Origin of the sequence: Haloferax sp. S2CR25, assembly GCF_031624535.1 — an archaeon.
GTDB lineage: Archaea > Halobacteriota > Halobacteria > Halobacteriales > Haloferacaceae > Haloferax > Haloferax massiliensis.
Genome location: NZ_JAMQOO010000018.1, coordinates 1 through 26346, shown reverse-complemented (window position 1 = coordinate 26346; position 26346 = coordinate 1). Strand labels below are relative to the sequence as shown.

The window sequence follows — 26346 nt, the reverse complement described above, 5'->3', positions numbered from 1 at the left end:
CCGGCCTCGCTTCGCCTCGAACTCCTTTCCCGCCCGCGGCGCGAACTCGGTGAGAGTTGTGCCTCATCTGGCCCCGAATTGGCCGTAAGTTCGGAAATCGAATTTCACCTCGCGGCCCGCACCCCGAGCCATGAGTTCCGATAGTGCACCCTCCAAGCGGGACCGACTCGAACAGTACCTCTCGACGCGCGCCTCGGAGGGCGCGTTCTACTTCAAGAGCAGACACATCACCGACGAGGTCGGACTGTCTTCGAAGGAAATCGGGTCGCTCGTCGAGTTGCTCCAGCGCGAGGCCGAGGCGCTCCACATCTCGCGGTGGGGGTACGCCCGCAGCACCTCGTGGTACGTCGAACCCGCCGACTGAGTTGCGAAGGCGCTCGACTGACGGCGTCGCAAAAGAATGTTGGTGGGGTTCCGGCCCGAAGTGGCAGGGCAACCGGGTCCGAGGCGGTGTGCAAGTCCGGGCCGACGGGGAGACGGGGAACGCGGCGGCCGACGACCGACCGAGCGACCGAGGGGCGGTGCTCGGTGGACGCGGCGCGCCGCCGACAGGGTCCGTCACAGAGAGGGGAGTTCTGTTCCCCGTCTTCGAATGAGCTAACGGTGAAATAGCGCTTTTCCGAACTTCGGGACAACACCGACCGAACTCCGGCCGAACTCCGTTCGGATTACACCCAATTCTCGCTCGCGGCGACCCGCGACTCGGTCACGACGCGTCGTCGGCGTCTTCGCCCGGCCTGTAGAACGTCCGGTGGAACATCTTGTAGGAGTCGGTGATGGGGACGATGGTGTAGGTGTCGACCACGTCGCTGTCTTGGAGGAGTTCGCGGACGTAGCTGTTGATGCTACTCAGGGAGGACTGCCAGACGCGAATCAGCAGGTCGTACTCGCCGATGCACTCGGCGACTTCGTACACCAACCCCTCGTCGAGGAGCCGCTCGATGAACGCCGTTATCTCGTCGTTCGTGGAGTGGCTGTCGTAGGAGATATGGACCTCGGCGTAGGGATAGTTGGCCGCCCGAAAGACCAACAGCGCGAAGATTTCGAGAATGCCGTCCTCTTGGAGCATCTTCCGTCGCCGCCGCGCGGCCGTCCGAGAGAGCCCGACGCGGTCGGCCAACTCCGTGTCCGAGATACGCCCGTCTTTGTTCAACTCGCGGAAGATGCGGACGTCCTTTTTGTCCATCCGGTCTTCGAGAAGCTCGACAACGCGCGGGTCCTCCATCCACTCCTGCGAATCGGGCATTGCTAGTCTCACGGTTATACCGCTTAGCTTCATATATATGAATGTTTCCTCGAAATCTCCGAATTGGATACAGTATGTGAACGAATCGTTTACTCGCGCCAAGGCGGCGGACGACCGAAATCGCAGGCCGTCGGTGGAACGCGCGTTCAGGCCCCCAAACACTTTTACTCCGCGTTCACGGAGGGTGACGACATGGTTCGCGGAAAAATCAATCGAACGAACAAGGCCCTCGCAGATTGGGCCGACATCCTCACTGAAATCGACGAGGTCTCGGCGGAACTCGAAGATTCCGGCTGGGAGACGCTCGTCCTTCACCCGGGAGACGTTTCCACGACGGACGCGGCGGCGGCCGCCGACTCCGGATTCCGGCTTCTCGTTCCGGATTCAGAACTCGAAGCCCTCGAATCGACAGTTTCTGGCCCTGATGCGGCGTTCGAACAGTTCGAGGTCTACCGCGCCCGCGACACCAACGTCCGAATCTTCGTCGTCGTCGTGAAATCCGAGGAAACGATGGAAGCGGTCCTCTATCCCGTGTTTTACGACGCCGACACCGACTCGTCGTTCGTCGAAACGCTCCGGACCGAATCCGAGATTCGGACGACGGTGAGCGACCTCGGAAACAGTCGCCGCTGTTCGTTCCGACACACCGAACCCGGCCTGTTTCTCCCCCAGTAACTGCCCGCGGGGTCGCTGATTCCGTCTCGTCCCCGACCGCTCTCGCCGCGACGTTCTCGTGATTGACGAGCCGAGTCTGTCCACTATTCTCACGATTAGCTGTGCATATTCGATCTCTATCGGGGAAGCCAAGACCGAATCGGCTTCTATATCTTCTCATGGGGTGTATTCGTCCATATCTGTGGGTTCTCGGTTCTCTCCAATATTATTACGAACTTACAATTAGATGAATCAACTTCTTTTATAGACGATATGTTCAATCACTAGGAAAGCTTTATACGAATGGGGTATCCACAAACCTCCATGCCAACCGGCAACATAGAGCGCAGAAAACTGCTGAAACTCATCGGTGCGGGCGCGACGAGTGTCGCGCTCGCGGGCTGTCAGGGGACCCAGCAGACCGAGACGAGCGACGGGAGTTCCGGGAGCGACTCGACTGCGACCGAACAGACGAGCGACGGCGGAAGCGGCGGAAGCGGCGGCAACGACTTCCACTTCATCGCCGGGCAGGTGTTCGGGACGCTCGACCCCGCAGAGCAGGTCGACTACACGCAGGGGCTCGCGGCGCAGAACCTCTACGACGAACTCATCACGGTCGACGCCGAGACGCTCCAGCCGACCGCCCACATCGCCGAGAGCTGGGACACCGAAGACGAGGGCCAGACGTGGGTGTTCACCCTCCGCGACGACGTGACGTTCTCCGACGGCACGCCGCTGACCGCCGACGACGTGGCGTACTCGCTCACCCGGATGCTGGAACTCCAGCGCGGCTACTCGTCGTTCTGGCTCGACTACCTCGACCCCTCGAACATCTCCGTCCGCGACGAGCAGACGGTCGCCTTCGAGTTCAATCAGGCGTACGGGCCGGCGCTGGCGACGTTCGTCCAGTTCTACATCGTCAACAGCGCCGTCGTCCAAGAGAACGAACAGGACGGCGACTACGGGAACGCCTACCTCCAGAGCAACTCCGCCGGGTCGGGCGCGTACGTCCTCGACGACTGGGAGCAGGGGAACTCCATCGAGGCGACCGCCTACGAGGACTACTGGAAGGGCTGGAGCGAGGACAGCTTCGACACGTTCCGCTCGACGGTCATCACCGAGGAGTCCACCATCAAGACGACGATGCAACAGGGCGAAGGCGACATGACCGACCAGTACATGGGCACGCAGGCGTACGCCGAGATGGACTCGTACTCCAACGTCCGCGTCCCCGAGGTGCCGCAACTGCAGTTGTTCCACTTCCCGCTGAACTGCCGGAAGGCACCGACCGACGACATCAACGTCCGGAAGGCCATCGCCTATGCCTTCGACTACGACAGCGCCGTCAACGACATCATCGGCGGCGGCGGCGTCGCGGCCGGGCCGGTCCCCCGTCAGATGGCGGGCCACAACGGCGACCTCGTCCCGATGGAACAGGACCTCGACAAGGCCAAGGAGTTCCTCGACAGGGCGGACTACTCCGTCGAGGAAATCAACGAAATCGGCCTCGAACACGTCGTCGTCGCCGGCACCGAGCTCCAGCGCCAGATGGGGCTTCTCAATCAGGCCGGGCTGAACGAACTCGGCATCGACCTCGAAATCAACCCGCTTCAGTGGGCCCGCCTCACCGACCGCGCGACGAGCGCCGAGTCGACCGCCCACATGACGAACATCTTCCACACGGCGAAGATGCCGTCGCCGGACAGCCACACCTACCTGATGTACCACCCCTCCTCGTTCGGGTCGTACATCTCCCAGTCGTGGTACTCCACCGACGAAATCGCGGCCACCCTCGAAGAGGCGCGCAAGTCCACCGACCTCCAGAGCCGGCTGGAGAAGTACGAGGAGGCGCAGGCGCTCATCGTCGAGGGCATGCCCAGCGTCTACATCGCCAACCCGCCGTACCGCATCGGCATCAACGAGAACGTCGAGGGCTGGCAGTACCGCGGCGTGATGTCGTTCGACTGGGACGTCCACTCGATGACTCGGAGCGGCGAGGGTCGCGCGGAGTAGCCGCCCGACGACTTCCGACGCCCCGCCTCGGGCCGTCTTTCCAACTCACCAATGTCATACGTAGATTACCTCGTTCGGCGCGCAATCCACTCGGTCCCCGTCATCTTCGGGCTGTCAGTGCTCATCTTCCTGATATCCCGCGTGATTCCGGGCGACCCCGTTCGGTTGGCGCTCGGACCGGAAGCAACTGACCAGCAAGTCGCGGCACTCCGCGCCGAGATGGGCCTCGACCAGCCCCTGCCGATGCAGTACGTCGACTGGCTCGTCGGCGTCGTGCAGGGCGACTGGGGGATGTCGCTCCGGACGAACAACAACGTCTTTTCCGACATCGTCGCTCGCCTGCCCGCGACGCTCGAACTGACCGTCGTCACGCTGTTTTGCGCCGTTCTGTTGGCGATTCCGTTCGGCGTCGTCGCCGGCACCAACAAGGACCGCTGGCAGGACCACCTCTCGCGCATCACCGCCCTGTTCGGCGTGTCGATGCCGCGGTTCTGGGTCGCTATCGTCCTGCAAATCGTCTTCGTCGTCAGCCTCGGACTGTTGCCCCTCTCGGGGCGACTCAGCGACGGCGTCGCTCCCCCGCCGGCGGTCACGCGCCTGTATCTGGTCGACAGCCTCATCGCCGGCCAGTTCGGGACGTTCCTCGACGCGGCCACGCACCTCCTGTTGCCGACCGTCGCGCTCGGCCTCGCCACGCTGGCGCAGGTGATGCGGCTCATCCGCTCGGACATGATCGACGAACAGCGCAAGGACTACGTCCTCGCCGCGCGGGCCTACGGCCTTCCGAACGCCCTCATCGAATACAAGTACATGCTCCAAAACGCCTTTACGAGTTCACTCACGGTGGTCGGCCTCGCGTTCGGCTTCCTCCTCGGGAACGCGTTCCTCGTGGAGATCGTCTTCGCGTGGCCGGGGATGGCGCGCTACGGCGTCCAGGCCATCCTCTATCAGGACTTCAACGCCATCGTCGGCGTCACCATCGTGGTCGGTATCGGCTTCGTGACCGCCAACTTCGTGGTCGACCTGCTGTACGGTTACCTCGACCCGCGGGTGCGGCTGGAGGAGGGATAGCCGTGTCCACGAAGACCTCCATCCCGTTTCTCGACACCGAGAGCGCCGCCCGGAAAGAGCGGATTCGACAGCTCAAACGCGGCTTCCGCACCTTCGCGGGCAACAAGCTCTCGCTCGTCGGACTGGCGATGATTCTGACGCTCATCATCGCGGCGCTTCTCGCGCCGTACATCGCGCCGTTCCCCGAACACGCCGGCGCGGGCGTCTACTTCGACCAGGCGAGCGAGCCGCCGAGCGCGACGCACCTGATGGGCACCGACACGACCGGCCGCGACATCTTCAGCCGCGTCCTGTTCGGCGCGCGCCTGTCGCTCCTGATGAGCGGTATCGTCCTCTCTATCGCCATCTCCATCGGCGTGACGCTGGGCCTCATCGCGGGCTACCTCGGCGGGACGACGAACACCGTCATCATGCGGGTGACGGACATCTTCCTCGCCATCCCGCCCACGCTCCTCGCCATGGCGGTGGTCGCCGCGACCGGCGCGTCGCTGTTCAACGTCATGGTCGCAATCGCCTTCTCGTGGTGGTCGTGGTACGCCCGCCTCGTGCAGGGCGAGGTGCTCTCGATAAAGGAAGACGAGTTCATCGAGTCGAGCCGGGCGCTCGGCTCGGGGTGGGTGCGGACGACGTTCAGGGAGATTCTCCCGAACGTCGTCAGCCCCATCACGGTCAAGGCGACCCTCGACATGGGATTCGTCATCCTCGTCGGCGCGGGCCTGTCGTTCCTCGGCCTCGGCGCGCAACCGCCGACGCCGACGTGGGGCGCGATGATCGCGCAGGGCCGCAACTACGTCACGAGCTTCTGGTGGATCGCCGTGTTCCCCGGACTGGCGATTTCCTTCGCCGTCCTCGGGTTCAACTTCATCGGCGACGGCCTGCGCGACGTGCTCGACGTGGAGGTGGACTGAGATGGGTGAGCCCATCTTGGAGGTGAAGAACCTCCACGTCCACTTCGAGACCCACGACGGGACGGCCGAAGTGATAAACGGCATCGATTTCACCATCGAGCGCGGCGAAACCGCGGCGCTCGTCGGCGAGACGGGCTGTGGCAAGAGCGTCACCGTGAAGTCCATCATGGGACTGCTCCCCTCGGCGACCATCCCCGAGGGCGAGATTCGCTACAAGGGCGAGGACGTGCTCTCTCTCTCCGACGCCGAGCGCCACTCGCGGCGCGGCAAGGAGATGAGCATGATAATGCAGGACCCGATGACGAGTCTCAACCCCGTCCTGACGGTCGGCGAGCAGATGATGGACGTGTTGAAGTGGCAGGGGCGGCCGCGGCTGTCGCTGTCGAAGCTCGTCCGCGACGCGCTGTCGACCGGTTCGAAGGCCGAACACCGGGAGCGGGCCATCGAGATGCTCGGCGAGGTCGAAATCTCGGCCCCCGAGCGCGTCTTCGAGAGCTACCCGGTCGAACTCTCCGGGGGGATGCGCCAGCGCGTCCTCATCGCCATCGCGCTCCTGTCGGAGCCGGACCTGCTCATCGCCGACGAACCGGGCACCGCCCTCGACGTGACGACCGAGGCGAAGGTGCTCGACCTCCTCGACGAACTCGTCGAGGAGCGCGACACGAGCGTCCTCTACATCACCCACGACCTCGGCGTCGCCCGCGAGGTCAGCGACCGCATCAACGTGATGTACGCGGGCGAAATCGTCGAGCAAGCGCCGACCGCCGACCTGTTTGCGAACCCCCAGCACCCCTACACCCGCGGGCTGTTGGAGAGCATCCCGACGCTGTCGACCGGCATCGGCGACGGCATCGAAGGGCACCTGCCCGACTACACGGACCCGCCGGTCGGCTGTCGGTTCGTCGAGCGCTGTCCGCACGCGGAGCCGGCCTGTTACGACGCGTACCCGTACCCGCGGCAGACCGGCTCAGACCACGCGACCGCGTGCCATCTGTTCGACGGCCCGCCCGCCCGCGAGCGCCACGAATCGCTCGCCGCCGACCCGGTTGACATCGGCACCGCGCCGTGGCTGGTCGCCGGCGGCGACGCCCCGGGAGACGTCTCAGCAGACGGGGGGACGGACCAATGAACGACTCAGCGTACACGACCGACTCGACGGCGGCGGCACAGCGCGACCGGGACCTCGACGACCCGATGGTCACGGTCGAGAACCTCAAGAAACACTTCCCGCTGTTCGAGGGTATCCTCCAGAAGAAGGCGGGGGAGGTCCGCGCCGTCGACGGCGTGAGCTTCTCCATCGCGGAGGGCGAGACGTTCGGCCTCGTCGGCGAGTCCGGCTCCGGCAAGACGACGACCGGCCGGTCGATGCTCCGCCTGACGGAGCCGACGAGCGGGCGGGTCGAAATCGACGGCCAGAACGTCGTCGACCTCTCCGACGGCGAGCTCAAGCGGTTCCGCCGGAACATGCAGATCGTCCATCAGGACCCGTCTTCGAGCCTCAACCCCCGCCACCGCGTCAAGTCGATCATCGAGGCACCCCTGAAGATTCACGACTACGGCGACTCCGAGGCCCGGCTCGAACGGGTCGAGGAACTCTTGGACATGGTGGACCTCCCGCGGGAGTTCATGTACCGCTACCCCGGACAGCTCTCGGGCGGCCAGAAACAGCGCGTCGGCATCGCCCGCGCGGTCGCGCTCAACCCGAAGTTCGTCGTCCTCGACGAGCCGACGAGCGCGCTCGACGTGAGCGTGCAGGCCCGCATCATCAACATCCTCGAAGAGATACAGGCGGAGTTCGGCATCACCTACCTGTTCATCACCCACGACCTCTCGCTCCTGAAGAACGTCGCCGACCGCATCGGCGTCATGTACCTCGGGCGGCTCGTCGAGGTCGGCGACGTGGACTCGGTGTTCGGGTCGCCCCAACACCCCTACAGCCGGGCGCTCCTCTCCGCCATCTCGACCATCAGCGAGGAGGACGAACTGGCGAAGCCCGACCGAATCACGCTCGACGGCGAGGTGCCGGACCCGAGAGAAAAGCCCAGCGGCTGTGCGTTCCGGTCGCGCTGCGCCCACGAGTTCGACGCCTGCGCGGTCGAGGAACCCGAACTGTACGAGCGCGGCCCGGACCAGGTCGCGCGGTGTTTCCTCCACGACGACCGGTTCGAGGAGGGAGCGGAGTGGGAATGACCGGGGAGCGCACAGACCGTCTCGCCGCCCTCCGGCGGGCGCGACGGAACCGCCCGTGGACCGACGAACTGCTCCGGTCGTGCGCGTCGGACCCGGCGGCGTTCAAGGCCGCCCAGCCGGCGTGTTCGGCCTGCGACCGGCCGTGCCGCGACGACGAGGTCTGCGCCACGGCGGTCGCGAAGTCCGACGGGCTGTTCGAATCGATGGGCCGCGACCAGACGTACCACCTGCTCGCGGCGGGCATGAAGCGACTCCGGGCGCGGGGGACCGCGACGCTTCGCAACGCCGACAGACAGCGGCCGAACGCCTTCCTCAGCGCGACGGCCGACGACGCAGACACCCCCGAGGCACCCCAATGACGACAGACGACACGCGGACGATAACGGCGGAATGGGTCGAAGACATCGCGGTCGGCGGCGCGGTCCTCGGCGGCGGGGGCGGCGGCTCGCTGACCAAGGGCATCGAGTTCGGCGAACTCGCCGTCGAGTACGGCCGGCCGACAATCGTCTCGGTCGCCGACCTCGACCCGACGGACGTGGTGCTGACCGTCAGCGGCGTGGGCGCGCCCGCCGCGACGGAGAGCCACGTCGACCCCGCGGACTACGTGCGCGCGGTCGAACTACTGGTGGACAGACTCGCGGCCGACGGGACGACCGTCGGCGCGCTGATGACGAACGAGATGGGCGGGTTCGCCACCGTCAACGGCCTGCTCCAGTCGGCCGTGACCGGGCTCCCGCTCGTCGACGCCGCCTGTAACGGGCGGGCGCACCCGACCGGGCCGATGGGCTCTATCGGGCTGTCGCAGGACGCCGAGTCGGTGCAGGCGGCGGTCGGCGGCGTGCCGGGCACCGCGGCCCGACTGGAGACGGTCGTCGAGGCGGAACTCGGCACGGCGGCGTCGCTCGTCCGGCACGCGGCCGAAGACGCCGGCGGCCTCGTCGCCGTCGCTCGCAATCCCGTTCCCGCGAGCTACGCCGAGGCGAACGCGGCGCTCGACACGTACGACCGGGCCGAGGCGGTCGGTCGCGCGGTCAGACTCGCGGACGACGGCCGCGACGCCGCCGACCGCGTCGCCGACGTGCTCGGCGGCGAGGTCTCGCTCGTCGGTCCCGTCGAGTCGTTCGCGCTCGAAACGACCGGCGGCTTCGACGTGGGCGAGGTCGAAATCGAGGGGCGCGAACTCACCTTCTGGAACGAGTACATGACGCTCGACCTCGACGGCGAGCGCCTCGCGACGTTCCCGGACCTCATCACGACGCTCGACGCCGAGACGGGGATGCCCGTCTCGACGGCGGAACTCGCGGAGGGTCGGTCGGTTGCGGTCGTCGTCGCGCCCGCGGCGAACCTCTCTCTGGGCGCGGGGATGGCCGACCCGGCGCTCTTCGACCCGGTGGAACAGGCGGTCGGAAAAGCGGTCAAATCACACGTATTCAACTAACGACACTCATGTTCGACAAGATTCAGCAAGCCTACGACATCCTCAGCCGCCCCGACGCGGACGGCGAACTGGTACGCGACGCACTCGAAACGCACGGTCTCGACACCGAGGTGACGACCATCTCGACCGACGAGGGATCGACCGACTTCGTCAAGACGGTCGTCCCCGGTCGCGACCCGGACGCGCCGACGCTCGGCGTCGTCGGTCGCCTCGGCGGCGTCGCCGCGCGGCCGGCCGAACTCGGCCCGGTCTCCGACGCCGACGGGGCCATCGTCGCCCTCGCGGTCGCGCTCCACCTCGGCGAGATGCGCGCCCGCGGCGACGTGCTCGCCGGCGACGTCCGCATCGCCACGCACGTCTGTCCGGACGCGCCGACCTCCCCCCACGACCCGGTGCCCTTCATGGGCAGTCCGGTCGATACGAGCACCATGAACGAACACGAGGTGGACGAGGAGATGGACGCCGTCGTCTCCGTCGACGCCACGAAGGGCAACCGCGTCCACTGCGAGCGCGGCTTCGCCATCACGCCCACGGTCAAGGAGGGGTGGGTGCTCAAGGTGAGCGACAGCCTCCTCGACATCCAAGAGCGGGCGACCGGCCGCCCGCCGAGCACGCTCACGCTCACGATGCAGGACATCACCCCCTACGGCAACGACGTGCACCACATCAACAGCATCCTCCAGCCGGCGACGGCGACCGACGCGCCCGTCGTGGGCGTGGCGACGACGAGCGTCTCGCCCGTCCCCGGCTGCGGGACCGGCGCGAACTACCTCACCGACCTGCTCGACGCGACCGGGTTCGTCGTCGAGACGGCCAAGGACTTCACTCGCGGCCGCGCGTCGTTCTACGACGAGGCCGAATACGACCGCCTCACGTCGCTGTACGGTTCGATGGGTCGCCTCCAGACGCTGGGCGAGGGCGTCTGAGATGTCGACGCTCGGACTCGTGACCATCGGGCAGGCCCCCCGGACCGACGTGACGCCCGACATCGCGGCGATGCTCTCGCCCGAGGTGGAACTCGTCGAAGTCGGCGCACTCGACCGGTTCGACTCGGCGGCCGAGGTCGAAGCCGCGGTCGGCCCGCGCGAGGGACAGCCGGTGTACGTCTCCCGACTCGCCGACGGGACGGCCGTCACCGTCGACCGCGAGTCGGTCGTCGACCTCCTCGGAGCGCGCATTCGCGACCTCGAATCGGAGGTGACGGCCATCGGCGTCCTCTGTACGGGTCACTTTCCGCCGTTCGACGTCAGCGTCCCCGTCTTCGAGCCGAGCGACCTGCTTTCGGCGTGGGTTTCGACCATCCTCGACGGGGGCACCCTCGGCGTCATCATGCCCAAGGAGGAACAGGAGGCCATGACGTTCGAGAAGTGGGCCGACTACGACCTCGTCACCGCCGCCGGGTCGCCGTACGCCGACGAAGACGAGGTGTCGGCCGCCGCGGCCGACATCGGCACCGACGCCGACCTCATCGTGATGGACTGCATGGGCTACACGCCCGAGATGAAGGCGACCGTCCGCGAGATAACGGACACGAGCGTCCTGCTCGGGCGGTCGGTGCTGGCGAAGACCGCAGAGGAGGTGCTCTGACGTGGCCGACTACCGCGCCGTGGCGAAGCGACTCCTCGCCGAGAACATGAACGCCCGTCCCGGCGAGACGCTCCTCGTCGTGACCGACACCGACACGAACCACATCGGTCGGCCGCTGTTCGAGGCGGGGGTCGACCTCGGCTTGGAGTCCGGCCTGTTCGAGATTCCGCCGATGGAGCGAAACGGGATGGAGCCGCCGGAATCGGTCGCCCGCGCCATGGAGTCGGCGGACATCGTGGTCTGTCCGACCAGCGCGTCGCTGACGCACACGCGGGCCCGAGAGGCCGCGACCGAGGCCGGCGCGCGCGTCGCCACGATGCCCGGCATCACGGACCAGATGTTCAGCGAGGGCGCGATTACGGCCGACTACGAGGAGGTCGAGCGCCTGACGGCGGCGCTCACGGAGAAGCTCACCGCGGCCGACGAGGCCCGCATCGAGGCCGGCGGCGCGTCGGCGACGATGTCGCTTTCGGGCCGCGACGGCATCCCGAGCGACGGCATCATCGCCGACTCCGGCGACTCCGGCAACCTCCCGTCCGGCGAGAGCTACATCGCGCCGGTCGAGGGGACGGCGACCGGAACGCTCGTCTTCGACGGCGGCCTCGCGGGCGTCGGCGTCCTCGACGACCCGCTGACGGTCGAACTCGACGGGGGACGCATCGCGTCCGTCGAGGGCGCGGCCGCCGACGAGTTCCTCGACGCGACGAGCGGCGACGACTGCGCCCGCCGGGTGTGCGAACTCGGTCTCGGGACGAACCCGGCGGCGAGCATCATCGGCACCGTCCTCGAAGACGAGAAGGTGTACGGCACCTGCCACGTCGCCTTCGGCGACAACCTCGGCTTCGGCGGCACCATCGACTGCGACTCGCACCTCGACGGCGTCATCCTCGAACCGACGGTCTCGCTCGACGGCGAGGTCGTCGTCGCCGACGGCGAGGTGCGCGTGTGAGCGACCGCACGCCCCCGGCCGGTGACCGCGCGAATACAGACTACACGGACCACACGGACCGGCCCGCGCTCGCCGCGGCGGCCGCCGAGGTGCCGGACCTCGCGCCGTGGCTGGCGCGCCGCGCGACGGTCCGCCAGTTCGACACCGACGCCGAGATTCCCGACGACGAGGTCCGCGCGATGGTCGACGCGGGTCGGAAAGCCCCGACGAGCGGGACGACCCAGATGTACAGTTTCGTCTGGATACGCGACCCCGACCGCCGCGAGCGGATTCACGAACTGTGTAGCCGCGGTACCGTGCAGGTCGAGGAGGCGAGCCAGTTCCTTCTGGTCTGCATCGACGTCCGCCGGATTCGACTGCTGTTGGAGCACCGCGACCGGGAGTTCCGGACGACGCCCGCGATGGGGCTGTTGGAGGGGTCGATAGACGCCTCGCTGGCCGCGATGGGCGTGATGCTGGCCGCCGAGAGCCGCGGCTACGGCGTCTGTCCCATCGGCAACATCCTGAACAACCTCACCGAGGTCGCCGCGACGGCCGACCTCCCCGCGGGCGTCCTGCCGATTTTCGGCCTCTGTCTCGGCGTTCCGCGCCACGGCGAGGCGACCGAGAACGCCCCGAGGGTTCCGCTCGACACGGTGCTCCACGAGGGCGGCTACCGCGACCCCACCGCGGCGCAACTCGACGCCTGCTACGACGCGATGAACGAGATGTACGGCGACAGCGTCTACGGCGACGACCGCCGCGAGTGGCAGGAGACGCTCGAACGCTACTGGGGGCCGAACGGCTTCATGAACCGCCGCGAGGGCGAACTGCTCGACGCGCTCCGACAGCAGGGCTTCTTCGCGGCCCGCGGCATCGACGAGCCGGCGGACGCGGACACGGCGGACGCGGACTCGGGCGCGCCGGACCCGGACGCCGACCGGAACGGGAACGGCGGGGGTGCCGCCTGATGGTCGAACTCGGCGTCCTCCGCGTGCTCACGCTGGACGACCCCGAGGAGGTCGCTCTCCACGGACGACTCGTCGAGCGACACTACCCGCACGTCTCGACGCTGTCGCGGTGCATCCCCGACCACCCCGACGGGATTCCGAACGCGGCCGCCGAGGCCGACGCACTCCCGCACATCGAGGCGCTCGGCCGCGAGCTGGCGACCGAGGTCGACGCGCTCTGCGTCAGTTGCGCGCTCGACCCCGGCGTGGAGGCGCTCGACGAGGCGCTCGACATCCCGGTCGTCGGCGCGGGCGCGAGCGTGGCGGCCGTCGCGTCCGCCCGCGGCGAGCGCGTCGGGACGCTCGGTCTCGAAAACGGGGCCGGGTCGAGTATCCGACACCTGCTCGGCGACCGGCTCGCGGCCGAGGAGGTCGTCGAGGACGCGGCGACGACGAACCACCTCACGACCGACGACGGGCGGGCGGCGATTCGCGCCGCGGTCGACCGCCTCGTCGACGCCGGCTGTGACGTCGTCGCGCCGAGCTGTACCGGCATCTCCTCGTCGGGCGCGATTCCCGACGTGCGGGCCGACGTCCCGATACCCATCGTCGACCCTGTCGTGGCGATGGGCGCGGTGGCGACGACCGCCGTCGCGCCGCCGCGTCCACCACGGCAGTAAGCTGCCGGACCACCCCGACGGCATTCCGCGCCGCTCGCGCCGCGCTCGGGGTCACGCGCGAGCGATTTTCTCGACAGTCGTCGGTCGATTGTACCGAGCCGCAGTAACGAGGTTCCGACTTCGAACGCTTCCGTCTCCGTGTTTCGAACCGCCCAAAGAGTCGGCCGGCCCCCGTCTCAGTCGTCGAGGTCGTCGTTTTCGAGCCGCCACGTGAATATCGCCCGGAGCACCGCGACGAGGCTGTTCGTCTCGCCGGCTCCCCAAATCGCCGTCTCCGAGCGGGGGTCCGACGGAGCCGCGTCTCTACCGTTGACGAGCACGCTCACGAGCGTTTGCGTTCCGTCGACCATCATGAGGCGGCCCGCTGGCGTGTCCGACCACATCCACAGCGTGTCGAACAGCTCCGCCTCGGGAATCTCTTCGTGAAGCGTGTCCTGAACGTCCGGTGAGACACCCGCGAGCCGAATCGAGACCCCGCGGTGTGCCGCCTCGCTCAGCGCCTCGGTGACGTCCTCGGTGAGCAGTCCCTCGACGGTCATGTAGACGATTTCGTCCTCCGCGCCGCCGATGAATTCGAGGACACGGTCCGTGACGGCAGGCTGGCCTTCAACCGTCCAGACGCCACGCTGTTCCTGCTTGCGCTGGGCAGTTCCGAGTTCCTGAAGCGCCGTCGTCAGAAGGGAGGTCCGCTGTCTCATCTCCTGTTCGAACTTCTGGCACGTCGTCTCCGCGGACACCACCCAGAACTTCTTCGGTGAGGACTGCTGGACGTCGACGAGTCCCCGTTCGCGCAGTTCGTCGACCGCGTCGTACACCCGAGTTCGTGGGACCTCGGAGACCTCGCTAATCTCCGTTGCCGTGCCGATACCGAGGCTGGTGAGCGCGACGAAAGTCCGTGCGGCGTACGCGCTGAGGCCGAACTGTTCCAGTTGTTCGATTGCGACAGAACGGAAGTCGTCGCCCGAATCTGTACTCATAATGGGTGCCTCGTTGTCTGCGAAACTCAGCCACGTCAGGTGGCTGAGGCGGCACGTGTCAATTGTGGTTGGGACACAGTACTTCGCTGTGTGCCGCGGTGGGTATTCGTCTCGGCTCGTTATAGTTGTTTGTGATTAACTGAGTGAATTCATCAAATGTCGATTGTCCGGACGTGGCGTCCGAGAACTGTGGGGTACTTCTCTGTCACTGAGAAAATAACAACGACGTGCTTAGAAACACGGCGTAAGCACGGGCACAACCCCGAACTAACTCGGCTGGCCAATCCCGTCGGAACGTATTCACTCGAAAAGTAACAATTGTTATCCGTTCGCCGATACAAGGGTTCGTGAGGAGACGGGACGCCTCCGAGTGCGGTTGAGACATATGAGCACGGAAGATTCACAAGAGGATGCTATCGACGTACTTCAGCAACTCGGACTCAAAGAGTACGAGGCAAAATGTTTCGTCGGTCTCACTCGCGTCTCGACGGGCACGGCGAAGCAACTCAGCGAGATTACCGACGTACCGCGGACTCGCGTGTACGACGCGGTTCGCGTGCTGGAGGCGCAGGGGCTCGTCGAAGTCCAGCACTCGAGTCCGCAGCGGTTTCGGGCCGTTCCGCTCGCGGAGGCGACCGAGACGCTCCGTGCGCAGTATCAAAACCGAATCGACCGGCTCACGAACGCGCTGGAGCGGACCGACAGAGTCGACTCGGACAAACAGGGCTCGGTTCAGGAAGTCTGGGCCATGTCCGGGGCCGAGGCCATCGCGAACCGGACGCACAAGCTCATCGACGACGCGGACGACGAAATCGTGCTCGTTCTCGGCGACGACTCGCTTCTGACCGACCGGTTCGTCGATGACCTGAACGCCCGAGCCGAGGCTGTGGACGTGCTCATCGGGGCGGCGACCGAATCCCTGCGACAGCAGGTGCGGGCGGCCGTCCCGAGCGCGACGACGTTCGTCTCCGGCCTCGAGTGGCTCCGCGGCGAGAAAACCGCCGAGAACCTCGCTATCGGCCGGCTCTTACTCGTCGACCGCTCGTCGATTCTCGTCAGCACCATCGTCCCCGCCACCGGCGAAGAACACGCGATTTTCGGCAGTGGGTTCCAGAACGGCCTCATCGTCATCTCGCGTCGGTTGCTGTCCCAGGGATTGCTCGGCCGCGACTCGGAGTAATCCGCTCACGACGCTGCCGTTCGTTCGCACGTCGGTTCGCTCGACGACGCCTACAGTACGTCGTCCGGCAGTTTCTTTCGGTGGTCGTCGATGACGCGCAACAGCGGTTCGATATCGTCGAAGCGCGGACCTCTGCGGATGTCGTACCAGTTCCCGTTCGGCTCGATGAGGCCCATCCGTTCGAGCTTCGGGAGGTGGACGTGGTACATCTGCAGTTTCAGTTTCCGAACATCGGTTCCGGGCCGAGCACGGCCGTCGTCGAGCGCGGAGCCGCTGGAAGTCGCCGTGAGAAGCGCGAGAAGCAGTTGGCGTCGTTCGACGTGTTGTATCGCCGCGAGCTGCGAATCAAACGAGAGACCGGGTGTTTCGTCGTTCATCGTGCGCGATATGTACGACCGTCACAGACCTAAATATTAGATAAATTCATACCTACTATCTTTTTGATTATCTGAGTGAGTACTGGGACCTCCCGTGCTAGCCGAATCGACCCGGCGTTGACCGACCCCGTTTGTCCGTACCGGGGCGTCAGTATAACCGGTGTACGCGGGCGCGAAATAAACCGCGCGCTCTCTCCGGTTAGCTACTCGAATTCGAAATAGAATCTGCACCTCGTGAGCGTCCTCATCGAGGATTATTCATAAATTAAAAAGATCGCTTTGGCTATAGCCAAGACTTAATTCAAAATCAGTCAATTTTATCACCCAAAAGCGGTAACTGTTGGCGTATGAATGGCTCCGACCATGACTGGTGGCCAGACCAGTTAGACCTCGAAATCCTCGACCAGAACGCCCAACAGATCGACCCGATGGGAGAAGAGTTCGACTACGCCGAGGAGTTCCAGAACCTCGACTACGACCAACTGAAAGCGGACATCGAGGAGGTCTTGACCGACTCGAAGGACTGGTGGCCGGCCGACTACGGCCACTACGGACCGCTTTTCATCCGGATGGCGTGGCACAGCGCCGGGACGTACCGCGCCCGCGACGGCCGCGGCGGCGCGTCCGGCGGCCACCAGCGTCTCCCTCCCATCAGCAGTTGGCCGGACAACGTGAACCTCGACAAGGCGCGACGCCTCCTCTGGCCCGTCAAGCAGAAGTACGGTAACCAGCTCTCGTGGGGCGACCTCATCGTCCTCGCCGGCAACGTCGCCCTCGAATCGATGGGCTTCGAGACGTTCGGCTTCGCCGGCGGCCGCGCCGACGACTACGCGGGCGACAAGGCCGTCAGCTGGGGTCCTGAAGAGGAGTGGGAGACGACCTCCGCCGAGCGCTTCGACGAGGAGGGTAACCTCAAGGAGCCGCTCGGCAACACCGTCATGGGCCTCATCTACGTCAACCCCGAGGGCCCCAACGGCGAACCCGACCTCGAAGGCTCCGCGAAGAACATCCGCGAGACGTTCAGCGGCATGGCGATGAACGACAAGGAGACCGTCGCGCTCATCGCCGGCGGCCACACGTTCGGGAAGGTCCACGGCGCCGACTCCGGCGACAACCTCGAAGCGGAGCCCGAGGCGGCTCCCATCGAGGAACAGGGTCTCGGCTGGAAGAACAACCACGGCTCCGGGAAGGGCCCCGACACCATCACCAGCGGCATCGAGGGTCCGTGGACCAGCGCGCCGACCCAGTGGGACATGGGCTACGTCGCCAACCTGCTCGACTACGAGTGGGAGGCCCACAAGGGCCCCGGCGGCGCGTGGCAGTGGCGGCCGGCCGACGAGTCGCCCGCGGACAAGATTCCGGACGCGGCTCCGGACGCGCACCTCCCCGACCAGTTCGTCGACCCGATGATGCTCACCACCGACATCGCGCTGAAGAAGGACCCCGACTTCCGCGCGGTGCTCGAAGAGTTCCGCGAGGACCCCGCGGAGTTCCAGGAGTCGTTCGCCAAGGCGTGGTACAAGCTCCTCCACCGCGACATGGGCCCGCCGTCCCGGCTCGTCGGTCCCGAGGTTCCGGACGAGGCGATGCTGTGGCAGGACCCCATCCCGGACGCCGACTACGACCTCATCGACGACGAGGACGTCGAGGAGCTCAAAGCCGAGCTTCTCGACTCGGGCCTCTCCGTCTCCCAGCTGGTCAAGACCGCGTGGGCCGCGGCGTCGACGTACCGCGACAGCGACAAGCGCGGCGGCGCGAACGGCGCGCGCATCCGCCTCGAACCTCAGCGTAGCTGGGAGGTCAACGAGCCCGACCAGCTCGATGACGTGCTCGGCACCCTCGAAGCGATTCAGGCGTCGTTCAACGACGCGCAGTCCGACGACACCCGCGTCTCGCTCGCGGACCTCATCGTGCTGGGCGGCGCTGCGGCCGTCGAGCAGGCGGCGGCGGACGCCGGCTACGACGTCGAGGTTCCGTTCGAGCCCGGTCGGACCGACGCGTCGCAGGAACAGACCGACGTCGAGTCGTTCGAGATGCTCAAGCCGGACGCCGACGGCTTCCGGAACTACATCGCGGACGACGTCGAGGAGCGACCCGAGGACCTGCTCGTCGACAAGGCCGACCTGCTCGCCCTCTCGGCGCACGAGATGACCGTCCTCGTCGGCGGCATGCGCGCGCTGGGCGCGAACTACCAGGACTCCGACCTCGGCGTCCTCACCGACGAACCCGAGACGCTCACGAACGACTTCTTCGTGAACCTGCTCGACATGGACTACAAGTGGGAGCCGGTCTCGGACGACGAGTACCTGTACGAGGTGCGCGACCGCGAGACGGGCGACGTCGAGTGGGAGGCCACCCGCTTCGACCTCATCTTCGGCTCGAACTCCCGCCTGCGCGCCATCGCGGAAGTGTACGGCGGCGACGACGGCGAAGAGGAGTTCGTCGAGGACTTCGTCGAGACGTGGCACAAGGTCATGAGCCACGACCGATTCGACCTCGAATAACCGCTCCGTCCGCTCTCGGCTGAGGCGTTCTCGAAGCCGGACCGCGGTGTCGGTCCCGTTTCTCTCACGTTTTCTTGTGACGCCTCGGAACGACTGTCAATTCCGACAGCTGACTCTTCGCCGCGAGTTCGGATGGCTAGCGCGCTCGTTCTTTGGTTCTAAAACGTTCCAGAAGTCTGCGGTCCCGATGGAGATTCGGTACGACACGAAACAACATCGGATTCAACGTGACCCACCGCGAAACGGGCCCGACGGGCTTTCGTGCGGTGAATGGACGGAGTCTAGATTTCAGTTGATTGAGGGTCTGTACGGCGCATTTTCAGCGGGGGGCAGTCGACCGTATTTTTGAATTCATTTCGTTCGCCAGGCGAACGCTGTCCTTTGCCCAATCTATATTTCCAATCTAGTGGATATATGTTCCATCGTCTCGTAGAACCGAGTATGCCCGACAAAGCCCGGAACGACCCCCACGCTTCGATGACCCGGGGTGAGCGAATCCGTGCCGCCGCTCGGACGCTTCGAACTCCTCGTACCGCGTCGTGGGTCGCGAACGAGACGGAAGTCTCCGTGAAGACGGCACAGAAGTACCTCAACCAACTCGTCGAGGACAACGTCCTCAGGAAGATAGAGCAGGGCGACCAGACGCTCTACTGCGTCGACCAGCTTATGGCGACCTATCGAGAGGTCGCGGCACTCCAGCGAGAACACAGTCGCGAGGAGCTGACGAATGCCCTCGATTCGCTGCGGAGCAAGATTACGGGCTGGAAGCAGTCGTACGAGGTCGAGACGCCGGGCGAACTTCGAGCGAGTATCGCGGACCTCGACGACGCCGACGAAGTCGAAACGAGACGAGAGGTTGCCAGCGAGTGGGAACACCTCTCCGACCGCATCCCAGTCGTTCGAGCGGCGCTCAACGAGTACGATTGGGCGACTAAACGAGACTCAATCTCCGCGTGACCAAATGGGGTTATCAGGAACTATCGACAGTTCGGTCTACGAAGGGCTGAAGGACGTTTTGCAGAGGCACCCTGCGGTCACGTCGGTGTCCTACGAACCGGATAGCATCGTCAAGAAGTTCATCCAAGCAGAGGTCGACCCAAATCGAGTCGTACCGACGACTGGGCCAGAGTCGCCGACGCTCGATGTTGAGTGGCGATTCGTTGGGGACGTGTCGCAGTTTCGGATACATTACGCAGATCCGAACACGGGGTTCAATTGTGGATGGCATCGTGACGACGACCACCCCGAACTCGGGGCAGTTCACTTCCAGTATTCTCTGCCAGATAGAGAAGAGACCAACCACGAGGCGACTCAGTTCGAGAAGCAGATTCCGACGGAGATTCTGTGGACGGTTCTGGACAGGTTGTTTCAGGAGCGGCTTCCGGAACTCACGATGGAATAGATCGAGTTGGGAACGAACGAAATCTTGGACAGTTCGTTCATTGAACCGGTGAGGGCACTTCTGGGGTCTCTCTGTGTCGAATATGCCGTTTTAGAAAATGACGGACCCGATGGGCTTTCGTTCGGTGAATGGACGGGGTCTAGATTTCAGTGGATTGAGGGTCTGTACGGCGCATTTTCAGCGTGGTCAATAGGTCTCATTTTTGGCTTCATTCCGTTCGAAATCTGAACGTCGGCATTTATCTCCCGGACAGACCGATTCGTTGTCAAACCGTCTCCTTGCTAGTAGACAACGGTGACTCGAACACGTTTTCTTGTTCAGTAGTTTAAATAGTAGTTTCACGAGACCTGGGCTCACTGACTGCTATTCCAAATTCTCCGGGTTGCTCTGTACATGCTGCGTCTCGTTTCCCAATCTTGTTCAATTAGTATATCCGTAGTTATACATGCTGGCGCCCAGTATTGGATGAAAATGCGGACGAAGAAGCTCCCAAAGGAGGCACCGGGGAAATACGTCGAGTACCATCCGCGTCCGTACTACTCACCAGACCCGCTTCCTCCAGAGCCGAAAATCGAACTCCCCGACGAGACACACGACCTCGTCGCCGACGCAGCCTACCAGATTGGCCGTGTCGATGGCATCAGTTCGACGGTCGATTTCGCTGCCGTCCTCTATACGACGCTCATCCGAATCGAGGCAGTCGAGTCGGCCCGAATCGAGGGCGCAGAAGTCGATTATCAGGACGTCGCCGCGTTCCACACGAAACACGAAGACAGCGCCGATGCAGAGGAACAAAGCAAGGACTTGCGTGAGGCCCTGAACTACGAGGAGGCGCTTCTGTACGGTATCGACCACGTCGAAGGCGGGGGCGAACTCACGCTCGATTTGATTAAACATCTTCACGAGATGCTCCTCGATGGTGTCCGTAACGAGGGCGATGTCGTCGGAGAGTTCCGTGACCACATGGTCCGGCTCGATAGTCCAAACCCAGTCAAAGACCCGTTTATTCCTCCGTCGGCGTCGTCTCTCGATGACCTCATGTCTTCGCTCGTCGAGTACGTCGAGTCGGACGGTGAGTACCACCCACTCGTCGACGCCGCGATTATTCACTACTTCTTCGAGACGGTCCACCCGTTTTCGGATGGGAACGGTCGTCTCGGCAGACTCGTCATCATCCTCTATCTGGTCGACCAAGGGTACATCGAGAGTCCGTACATCTATCCGAGTGCCTACTTCAACCGGAACAAGGTCGAGTACGTCGAGAAGACGCGCGCCGTGAGCGAGCAGGGTGAATGGGTCGAGTGGATCGACTTCTTCCTCGAAGCGCTCCGGTCGCAGGCCGAAGAGTCGTACGACCGCACGTGGGCACTCAAAGAACTGCAGTCGAGGTACGAGACGGACTACGCCGGAAACACGTCGACGGACCGGTTCGCCCGCAAATTGCTCGAAATCCCGTACTTCACGGCGAACGACATCGTCCGGGAACTCGACGTATCACGTGGAACTGCGTACAACGTCATCGAGAACCTCGAAGACGCCGGTCTCATCGAAGAAGTGACCGGGGCCGAGTGGGGCCAAGAGTACAAGGCGGTCGACGTGTTCGACGTGTTCGAGTAGGCCGCTTCGGCGCGAAGGTTTAAGTCATAAACCGGGACCATCCCGGTTTATGAACCGTCGAACGTTCCTCACCTCGCTCGCACTCGCATCGACTGCCGGTTGTACGACGACGAAGTCTGATTCGGCCGTTGCATCGTCCGGGGAGGACACATCTCCATCCTCCGAGGCGACGACGAGTGGACCAGTACAACGCCCGGTTGGGGAGTCGTACTCACGGCCCGATGGTGCTACCATTGTGGTTGCATCCGCTCGGTTCACTGGAGCAGCACGGTTGGTCGACGGAACCACAATCAGCCCAGAGGAGGGTAACGCTTTGATCTTAGCTGACGTCCGGGCAGCGAATACGGGTGAATCGGTCGTCGACCTCCCTTCTCGTGACTCTCTGGCACTTATCACCGGTGGGAGCCAGTACCGACCTCTCAAACCGAAGGGGAAACCGGGCGGGGAACCGACGCTGTCGTTCCCGTTCGGTGGGGCACTTTATGAAACAGTCGAAGACGCCCATCCTAACGTCACCGCGCTGGGCTGGGTTTTCTTCGAGGTCCCGGCTGACTCGACGGATTTCCGTCTATCACTCTCCGATTCACGTTCGTCTACCGTGGAAGCATATTGGGAAGGGTCGGTTGACCCGAGTTCACTCCCGGACATGGAGGTCACGTCGCTCGACGCCCCGGAAGAACACGTCAACGGTGGCGAAATAGAGTTCTCTGTGTCGGTGACTAATACAGGCGGAAACCCTGGGCTGTTCAATCAACGGTTCTCTGTCGTGCGGAGCAACGTGCCGAACGCACCGGGCGGCATACTCGATGCGACGGTCGAACCCGGAGAGACGGTGACGATCGAAAAAACGCTTCCAGCAAAAGGGGTTCAAGACGTAACAATCGCAGTGCCTCCCGCGTTCGAGAAAACGACTCACGTCGTTCCCACGAAGGCACAGTTTGGAAGCTCTCACGAGCTACCGAACGGTGTCAAACTTCGGGTAGACAAACCGATAGTCAGTGATACGGTTTGGGTCGAGGAAAACGGAGGTGGCTTCGAGAACCGTTCGATCGACAGACGCTCGTTCGCTGTCTTCGAGATAACTGCGTGGAACCCGACGGATTCGATCATCTCAGAACCCGAGAAGGACTGGTTCGAAGTCGAAGGCAACGGGTTCGTCGATTCGAATTCGAATCGTGGGTTCGCACGTGGACTGCGTGAACCGGTCGAGATGCCATACTTTCGTGGTTCGCGTGAGATTGCCCCCGGAGAAACGACGAATGGTGTCCTCTACTTCGACGTTCCAAAGAACACGAGTACTGGCGACATCGCTTGTCGAGTGAAATGGCCGGTGACGGAACGTGCGAACAAGGTCTGTGAATGGAAGATGGGCGAATAACCCAGACGCACAGTTGCATCTCCCGATGAAAATTTGGACGAGACGTATTCGAATACCTTCTAGTTCGCTAAATGGTGTGCCTGAGCACCGAATGAAATCACGGACAGCTCGTTCGTTGGATTGGTGAGTGGCTTTCTGGAGTCTCTGAGCACCAAATATACAGTTTTAGGAAATCATGGACCCGGCGGAATGTAAGTGGTATGTACTGCTGGCATCCCAAATTCCGGAGACATCCTATTACCGCACCTCCCGAAGAACGCGACGACGGACCTCCATCCGCTCACGGTGCGTGCGCTTGTCGTAGTGCTTGTCGAGCACGTCCACAGACACGTTCATCCGCTCACTCACGATCTCGACCGGGACGCCGTCGTTCAGCGACTCGGTGATCGCACCGCGGCGAATGTCGTGCGGCGAGACCGTCGAAGGACAACGAGACGCCTTATCGCGCCTATCGGCGGGTCTGCAGTCGTCCGGGTCTACTTCTGCGTGCGGACACGCCCCCCACTCGCACGGGCGCGTCACGGCGTAGATACTCGTTCTGTACGCGCCCTTCGAGAGCCGACCCTGTGACGACGAGATAAGCGGCTCGCGGCCGTACTCGTCGGTCACCTCGTAGTGGTTCTTCGCGAGATAATCGTCGATGACTGCGGCGACGGGGTGGCTGAGAGACACGTCCCGTTCGCCGTTCTCCTCGTTCTTCAGCGGGGTTCCCTCCTCGGGACGGTGCCGGAGCTTCAGGCACGGTTCTTCGGGGTCATAGTCGTCCACGTCGAGCGAGTAGATTGAGCCGGTGCGCATCCCGGTGTGCCACAGGATGAGCATGATCACGTGGTCCCGAGAGGCGTAGTTGAACGTGTCCAGCCCGTTCAGGATCTCTTTCGCGCGGTCGCCGCGCAGCACGCGGTCGCGCACGTCGTCCTGCGGTTTCAGGTTCGGAAGCGGCACCTTCTCGCGAAGTCCCTCTTCGACGGCGTCGATGTCGGCCCACAGATCGAGGGCTACCCGAAGCGTCGTGAGGTAGTTGTCCAGCGTGACCGGCTTGATTGCGCCCTTCTTGTAGCTGTAGTACTTGTACAGCGTCCGGCCGGTCACGTCGTTCAGATTGTCGATATCGTGTTCCTCGCAGAAATCGAGGAACGGGTTCAGCCGGTAGCCGTGGTTCATGAGCGTCGTTTCGGACACGTCGCCCTCGCGGAGATCGAGGTACATCTCCACGCCCTCCTCGGGGGAGAGTGGTTGGAGATCGTCGCTCATGCGTCGGCCTCCAGCTCGAGGTCGTCGTCGCAGTTACTCTGGAGTACGACTTCCTCGCGAGAAAGTCGCTCACCGCTCACCTTATCCCGGAGTTGATAGAACCGGCCGTCAACGTCCTTGGTGGACGCGCACCGTTGGCACCAGAAGTGGTCTTCCGCCGCTTCCCACGTTCGGTGTTCTCGCGGACACACGAACTGCCATCGGTCCGTCCGGTTCTCATCGCAAATGACCTGCGTAGTCGTCATCACAGTTGGGCGGCCACCCGTTTTGTAATAATACGCCCGCTCGTACGGGGAGTGAAAGTGAAAGTGATCGAATTGGCCGGACGTACCCCCGAAATCGGGCGTTTCTGCGAGTGAAACTAAACGGTTCTTCGGCGACTGTACGTGCGCTCGTGCGCGGGGTTCAATAGCCCGCGGAAGTGAGTCGAACATGGCTTTCGTGGCTACAGCACGGAAGCCCGCGCGGGCCTGCTGTCCTACCAGCGAGGTCCGCTTCTGCAGAACCTATCGGAGAGCGATAGGTTCGCGAAGGTGCTTCCGTGCCTCACCTCACGAAGTGGTGTACCATAATTCTTTCTCACTACCTAGTGAGGTTTAGAACACCATACTATGATTGAAACATGATAAGTAGACTGGTGAAATATCAGAACCACCGTGGTGAACGAGAGACGAAAACCCGGTAACTGGATGCAGTTGCCGATCGATGAGCGTATCCTTGAGGTCCTCAGCTCATCTGAGTTGGTTCTCTCACCGACTATCATTGCAGAGAATATCGATAAGAGTCGAGCTGAGGTCAGTCGGAGACTCGGAGAACTTTCTGATCGTGACTTTGTTGATCGAGTCCGACGTGGTCGTTACAAAATCTCTGATCTCGGAAACCAGTATCTCTCAGGAGAATTTGACGCTAGTTCCCTCGAGTGAACTATCATATGACCCCGGACGACCGCATACAGGTATACTTCGAAAAAGATCAAGCAGAGGTTCTGAACCGCCAACTTGAGCAATACCGTCATAATGAACAGATTGCTCTCAGGCTCATCGTCAGTTTGGGCGTGACGACCGGGGTTAGTGTCCTATCTTCTTTGACATCTCTCGTACTAAGTGTTCCTGAGATATCTGGTATAATCAACACGCTTTGGGGTTCTGGGGCCGGTTTTGAGACTCAATCAAACGTCCTTGTTGGTGCGATCTTCTCCTTCGTTTCACTCTTTTTGTTCTTTTATGCGCTCGGAAAGTTCTGGATGGTCCTCAGTACAGATAACCCAGTTCCGTTGTTAGGAAACGAGCCGTTCAGATCTGATGGAATTAATCTCCGCAAGGACGAGTATGGTACTGAGTACCGATTGTATCTGTCGAAAAATTCACAGTTGCTGAACCAGCAATCTCGGCTGATAAATGCGGGTTACTTTTTGGCATCTGTAGCAGTTGTGTCTCTAATTATTGGCTTGGTGTTTTTATCGAGCGGAAGATTATTGTCCACCTCTGATATTGGTGAGCTAAACTTTATAATCACCATTGTGTCGGTATTCGGAATATCATTCTTGACTTCACTACTCATCGTTGAACGTCTCCAACGAGAACGAAACCCCAACGAACGGAATCCCGACTTTCACATAACTGGGTCCAATCCCGAATTGGTTAGAACAATCCCACTTCTTGCTCCCTTACTGGTCATTATTGCTCCGGGAATACTGCTGATTCTAGCCAACGCAATGCTCTGGTGGGAGAACAACCAAGCCGCAATCGGGTTCCCCTTACTCAATTTATTCACCAAGTATGGGGTTGCTCAGGTTACTATCGTTGCAGGCGTCCTCTTTGGGGTCGGTTCGCCACTGTTGGTCAGGGTGGTCAGAACAGGCATTAAGGCACTGTCTAGTTAAGCCAGTTTGAGGAACGAGCAGGTCGTTGAGTTAGTTGGTCAAGATGCTCGCAGACCTGCTCAGCGAGTGCTTTGCGACGGATTTAGAAGAAACTTGGGAGCGTGAGCGGA

The 26346-nt window shown here is 63.1% G+C and carries 26 protein-coding genes; 22 read left to right on the top strand and 4 right to left on the bottom strand.

Annotated features, from left to right (window positions below):
- Positions 1-130: 130 nt before the first annotated feature.
- Positions 131-364, top strand: a complete 234-nt coding sequence (locus NDI65_RS21380; protein ID WP_089777032.1) for a hypothetical protein — start codon at positions 131-133, stop codon at positions 362-364.
- A 342-nt stretch (positions 365-706) separates the two neighbouring features.
- Here NDI65_RS21380 and NDI65_RS21375 read toward each other — a convergent pair whose 3' ends face one another.
- Entirely contained in the window at positions 707-1246 is a 540-nt protein-coding gene (locus tag NDI65_RS21375) for an Lrp/AsnC family transcriptional regulator (RefSeq protein WP_089777031.1), read from the bottom strand.
- Between the two features lie 192 nt (positions 1247-1438).
- Here NDI65_RS21375 and NDI65_RS21370 point away from each other — a divergent pair, with 192 nt between their 5' ends.
- The 13 genes from NDI65_RS21370 (at position 1439) to NDI65_RS21310 (ending at position 13665) form a co-directional block, all read left to right on the top strand.
- Positions 1439-1921 carry a hypothetical protein gene (locus tag NDI65_RS21370; protein ID WP_089777030.1) on the top strand — a complete coding sequence of 161 codons (483 nt, stop codon included), beginning with the start codon at positions 1439-1441 and terminating at the stop codon, positions 1919-1921.
- A gap of 303 nt (positions 1922-2224) precedes the next feature.
- Positions 2225-3913: an ABC transporter substrate-binding protein gene (locus tag NDI65_RS21365; protein WP_089777029.1), complete on the top strand. Its 1689-nt coding sequence runs from the start codon at positions 2225-2227 to the stop codon at positions 3911-3913.
- A 51-nt stretch (positions 3914-3964) separates the two neighbouring features.
- A complete protein-coding gene (locus tag NDI65_RS21360) occupies positions 3965-4984 on the top strand; it encodes an ABC transporter permease (RefSeq protein ID WP_089777028.1) in 1020 nt (339 codons plus the stop codon).
- A 2-nt stretch (positions 4985-4986) separates the two neighbouring features.
- Positions 4987-5892, top strand: a complete 906-nt coding sequence (locus tag NDI65_RS21355; protein ID WP_089777027.1) for an ABC transporter permease — start codon at positions 4987-4989, stop codon at positions 5890-5892.
- A 1-nt stretch (position 5893) separates the two neighbouring features.
- On the top strand, positions 5894-7021 hold the full coding sequence (locus NDI65_RS21350; protein WP_089777026.1) for an ABC transporter ATP-binding protein: 1128 nt from the start codon (positions 5894-5896) through the stop codon (positions 7019-7021).
- Entirely contained in the window at positions 7018-8082 is a 1065-nt protein-coding gene (locus NDI65_RS21345) for an ABC transporter ATP-binding protein (RefSeq protein WP_089777025.1), read from the top strand. The genes NDI65_RS21350 and NDI65_RS21345 overlap by 4 nt, the downstream gene beginning before the upstream one ends.
- Positions 8079-8441, top strand: a complete 363-nt coding sequence (locus tag NDI65_RS21340) for a hypothetical protein (protein WP_089777024.1) — start codon at positions 8079-8081, stop codon at positions 8439-8441. The genes NDI65_RS21345 and NDI65_RS21340 overlap by 4 nt, the downstream gene beginning before the upstream one ends.
- On the top strand, positions 8438-9520 hold the full coding sequence (locus tag NDI65_RS21335; protein ID WP_310894337.1) for a DUF917 family protein: 1083 nt from the start codon (positions 8438-8440) through the stop codon (positions 9518-9520). Before NDI65_RS21340 ends, NDI65_RS21335 begins: the two co-directional genes overlap by 4 nt.
- An 8-nt stretch (positions 9521-9528) precedes the next feature.
- On the top strand, positions 9529-10446 hold the full coding sequence (locus tag NDI65_RS21330; RefSeq protein WP_310894336.1) for a DUF1177 domain-containing protein: 918 nt from the start codon (positions 9529-9531) through the stop codon (positions 10444-10446).
- Position 10447: 1 nt separating this feature from the next.
- On the top strand, positions 10448-11107 hold the full coding sequence (locus tag NDI65_RS21325) for an AroM family protein (RefSeq protein WP_089777023.1): 660 nt from the start codon (positions 10448-10450) through the stop codon (positions 11105-11107).
- Between the two features lies 1 nt (position 11108).
- The gene (locus NDI65_RS21320; protein ID WP_089777022.1) at positions 11109-12056 is read left to right on the top strand and encodes an aminopeptidase; all 948 of its coding nucleotides are present in this window, start codon (positions 11109-11111) and stop codon (positions 12054-12056) included.
- Positions 12053-13006 carry a nitroreductase family protein gene (locus NDI65_RS21315; RefSeq protein ID WP_089777021.1) on the top strand — a complete coding sequence of 318 codons (954 nt, stop codon included), beginning with the start codon at positions 12053-12055 and terminating at the stop codon, positions 13004-13006. Before NDI65_RS21320 ends, NDI65_RS21315 begins: the two co-directional genes overlap by 4 nt.
- A complete protein-coding gene (locus NDI65_RS21310) occupies positions 13006-13665 on the top strand; it encodes an aspartate/glutamate racemase family protein (RefSeq protein WP_310894335.1) in 660 nt (219 codons plus the stop codon). The genes NDI65_RS21315 and NDI65_RS21310 overlap by 1 nt, the downstream gene beginning before the upstream one ends.
- A 176-nt stretch (positions 13666-13841) precedes the next feature.
- Here NDI65_RS21310 and NDI65_RS21305 read toward each other — a convergent pair whose 3' ends face one another.
- A complete protein-coding gene (locus NDI65_RS21305) occupies positions 13842-14642 on the bottom strand; it encodes a helix-turn-helix domain-containing protein (protein WP_310894334.1) in 801 nt (266 codons plus the stop codon).
- Between the two features lie 385 nt (positions 14643-15027).
- Between NDI65_RS21305 and NDI65_RS21300 the strand changes: the two genes are divergently transcribed.
- On the top strand, positions 15028-15822 hold the full coding sequence (locus NDI65_RS21300; RefSeq protein WP_310894333.1) for a helix-turn-helix domain-containing protein: 795 nt from the start codon (positions 15028-15030) through the stop codon (positions 15820-15822).
- A 50-nt stretch (positions 15823-15872) separates the two neighbouring features.
- On the opposite strand, the gene NDI65_RS21295 is transcribed toward NDI65_RS21300, so the two are convergent.
- On the bottom strand, positions 15873-16199 hold the full coding sequence (locus NDI65_RS21295; protein ID WP_310894332.1) for a hypothetical protein: 327 nt from the start codon (positions 16197-16199) through the stop codon (positions 15873-15875).
- Between the two features lie 347 nt (positions 16200-16546).
- Here NDI65_RS21295 and katG point away from each other — a divergent pair, with 347 nt between their 5' ends.
- From katG to NDI65_RS21270, 5 genes are all read left to right on the top strand, one after another.
- Positions 16547-18703 carry a catalase/peroxidase HPI gene (katG, locus tag NDI65_RS21290; RefSeq protein ID WP_310894331.1) on the top strand — a complete coding sequence of 719 codons (2157 nt, stop codon included), beginning with the start codon at positions 16547-16549 and terminating at the stop codon, positions 18701-18703.
- A gap of 441 nt (positions 18704-19144) precedes the next feature.
- Entirely contained in the window at positions 19145-19660 is a 516-nt protein-coding gene (locus NDI65_RS21285) for a hypothetical protein (protein ID WP_193310919.1), read from the top strand.
- A gap of 85 nt (positions 19661-19745) precedes the next feature.
- The gene (locus NDI65_RS21280; RefSeq protein WP_226908679.1) at positions 19746-20105 is read left to right on the top strand and encodes a hypothetical protein; all 360 of its coding nucleotides are present in this window, start codon (positions 19746-19748) and stop codon (positions 20103-20105) included.
- Between the two features lie 471 nt (positions 20106-20576).
- Positions 20577-21722, top strand: coding sequence for a Fic family protein (locus tag NDI65_RS21275; RefSeq protein ID WP_089777302.1), 1146 nt, complete (start codon positions 20577-20579; stop codon positions 21720-21722).
- 49 nt (positions 21723-21771) lie between these two features.
- Positions 21772-23100 (top strand): hypothetical protein, encoded by a 1329-nt coding sequence (locus NDI65_RS21270; RefSeq protein WP_089777015.1) that lies wholly within the window; start codon positions 21772-21774, stop codon positions 23098-23100.
- A gap of 237 nt (positions 23101-23337) precedes the next feature.
- On the opposite strand, the gene NDI65_RS21265 is transcribed toward NDI65_RS21270, so the two are convergent.
- Positions 23338-24354, bottom strand: coding sequence for a site-specific integrase (locus tag NDI65_RS21265; protein ID WP_089777014.1), 1017 nt, complete (start codon positions 24352-24354; stop codon positions 23338-23340).
- Between the two features lie 689 nt (positions 24355-25043).
- Here NDI65_RS21265 and NDI65_RS21260 point away from each other — a divergent pair.
- Together NDI65_RS21260 and NDI65_RS21255 are read left to right on the top strand one after the other, a co-directional pair.
- Positions 25044-25277 carry a winged-helix domain-containing protein gene (locus NDI65_RS21260; RefSeq protein ID WP_089777012.1) on the top strand — a complete coding sequence of 78 codons (234 nt, stop codon included), beginning with the start codon at positions 25044-25046 and terminating at the stop codon, positions 25275-25277.
- 8 nt (positions 25278-25285) lie between these two features.
- Positions 25286-26236 (top strand): hypothetical protein, encoded by a 951-nt coding sequence (locus tag NDI65_RS21255; RefSeq protein ID WP_139043096.1) that lies wholly within the window; start codon positions 25286-25288, stop codon positions 26234-26236.
- Positions 26237-26346: the final 110 nt, after the last annotated feature.